The organism is Protofrankia sp. Cj3 (genome assembly GCF_917627355.1).
GTDB lineage: Bacteria > Actinomycetota > Actinomycetes > Frankiales > Frankiaceae > Protofrankia.
The window spans coordinates 1257-3327 of record NZ_CAKJTR010000324.1; the positions used below are offsets into that span (position 1 = coordinate 1257).

Below are 2071 nucleotides of genomic sequence, written 5' to 3' on the forward strand. Positions count from 1 at the left end.
AGCACCCTCGGCGCGGCAGATGTGCAGATGGGCGGGGAGTTTGCCGGACGCCTCGATCCGCGTGACCGTCGCGCCCGGATGGCGCAGCCGGGCCACCTCGGCGACGTCATCCAGCATGTCGGGCGACCGCCGCGGCTGTCCGGACAGCCCCACTTCCGCCTCCCGGCCAGCGAACGGCGGTAGACGCGGAGGCAGGTTCCAGATCGGTGGCCTCACCCCGTCACCATCTGGGCGTGTCGTCCCGTCACCGTCGACCGAGTTCACGTCCTCCGGCAGGACGATCCGAGACTCGACTAGGTCTGTCAGCGAGACGCCCAGCGCGTCGGCCAACACAAGAACCTCATCGATGGTGATTGAACCCCGGATTTCAGATTCGATCTTAGCGATGGCGCTTCTGGTGAGAGACGTCTGACTGTCGAGTTCCCGGCATCGGTTTGCTAGACGCTGTGCCGACCATCCAAGAGCCAAGCGAAGATCGCGAACTCGCTGCGCGACGATGCGCGACGCCGTCGCACCGCCCCGACCAGCCTGCTCCATAGAAGAGCAATTCTATGCTCTTGTCTGACCTAGGGGCAACAGCCTTACACTCTTCAGAGTCGCGCATCGACGGAGCAAGCTGCTCCGATTCGGAGCAGCTTGCGTCAGAGTTTCGTGGCTAGCGGGTCGGCCTGGCCAGGCGAGGACTCGCGAGGAGGGCAAGTAGGTGTCCCAGCTATTGCCCGTCAGGCGTGAGACTGCCGTTAGCCTGCCAGGATCGAAGTCTGCTCGACCTGGCGGGCTACATGCGTCCCGCACACCTCACGTCACTGGACCAGTGGGCGGGGAGTCCCTAGGCGCAATCGATAATGCGGATGCGCCATGCCGACGCCTCTGATCTTCTTTTTGCCAATTTTGACCATAGCCGCGTTCGGCATCGTGCGGCTCGCGCTGTTCGTGGCGGCGGCAATCGTGCAAAAATGGATGAAAATACCCAATGAGGACGTGATAAAACTCCTCGATGCCACGGCTACGGGGATGCCTCCCATGAGTATGCAGCCCGGCGCAACTCGGCGCGGGGATCTCGCACGGCGTCCGAATCGGCGCAGGAGCACACGGCGGAGGTCAACGAACTCCAGCGACAGCTGAAAGGATCAGTAGCTGGCAGCCAAGCCGACGGACGAGCGTGGACGTCCGTGGAATCCAGACCACCCATGACCTGCGTCAGCGGACATAGGTGGACGTGCACTGACGACCAGCCGGAAATCTCACAATCCGTAGGTTCGGGGCGCAGTCTCCCGTGACATATCTCATGATCGCCGCTTACAGCAGGCCGTGCAGGTCATCGATGGTTAGGCCCGCATCCCGGAGAACAGCCGGCAACGTACCCGGCGGAATATCACGGCCCCCGTGAACCGGGACAGTCGTCCGGCGTCCGTCCTCATGCTTCATGATGCGGGGTCCCAAGCCACTCGCGGAGCGATGGCCTGGGTGCTGGTGGCTGCCATGGATCCGCGCCACGGCGAAGCCGGCCTTCTTCAGCGCCTTGACCACTTGAACGCCGCGCGGGGACCGCCGGCATCAGGCCACGCCGACCGTCACCGTCAGCTCGTCCGGCGCGCCGAACTCGGCGAACCAACCTTCCAGCGCCGTACGCAGATTCTCGATCACCTCGCCTCGGGTCCGGCCCTCTCCGTTGGCCCCGTCGCCCGGGAGGGTCGCGTGTGCGCAGAACCAGCCGGTCTCGTCCTGCTCGATGCTATAAGGCACGTGAACCACCCGACTTATAGCGTCTACAGTACGCCGGATAGTATCCGGATCAGCAACGTGTCCCATCGTCGGGTGGCCTGCTGCCATGTTCGGCGTGCGTACACGGCGAGCGCTACGCGGCACGTCGTCTCAATGGCGGATCGGACACTTCCTCGCATTCCGTCACTACGGACGAAAGCGGCGCTGTACTGCAATTGTACCCTGAGCGTTTTCAATGTGGTTTTTCTAATTGCCTTCGTGGGTGAGGACGAGGATGGCCTGCGCGAATATGCCGACACGGCGGGGGCAGCCGCGGTAGCGGTCGAAGATGTGCCAGTTCTTCACA

At 63.4% G+C, this 2071-nt stretch carries 4 protein-coding genes; 1 reads left to right on the forward strand and 3 read right to left on the reverse strand.

Going from position 1 to position 2071, the window contains the following annotated elements:
- Window positions 1-537, reverse strand: a 537-nt coding sequence (locus MJ783_RS23400; protein ID WP_255724451.1) for a helix-turn-helix domain-containing protein, incomplete at its 3' end; no start/stop codon positions are given.
- A gap of 321 nt (window positions 538-858) precedes the next feature.
- On the opposite strand from MJ783_RS23400, the gene MJ783_RS23120 reads away from it, so the two are divergent.
- Window positions 859-1125, forward strand: coding sequence for a hypothetical protein (locus MJ783_RS23120; protein ID WP_239313970.1), 267 nt, complete (start codon window positions 859-861; stop codon window positions 1123-1125).
- 174 nt (window positions 1126-1299) lie between these two features.
- Here MJ783_RS23120 and MJ783_RS23125 read toward each other — a convergent pair whose 3' ends face one another.
- Together MJ783_RS23125 and MJ783_RS23130 are read right to left on the reverse strand one after the other, a co-directional pair.
- Complete coding sequence (locus tag MJ783_RS23125; protein ID WP_370651795.1) at window positions 1300-1530, reverse strand: type II toxin-antitoxin system HicA family toxin; 231 nt, start codon at window positions 1528-1530, stop codon at window positions 1300-1302.
- Window positions 1531-1557: 27 nt separating this feature from the next.
- A complete protein-coding gene (locus tag MJ783_RS23130) occupies window positions 1558-1746 on the reverse strand; it encodes a type II toxin-antitoxin system HicB family antitoxin (protein ID WP_239313972.1) in 189 nt (62 codons plus the stop codon).
- Window positions 1747-2071: the final 325 nt, after the last annotated feature.

Excerpts from the sequence above, each read along its gene's own strand:
- MJ783_RS23120 (WP_239313970.1), top strand. The coding sequence starts at position 859 with ATGCCGACGCCTCTGATCTTCTTTTTGCCAATTTTGACCATAGCCGCG.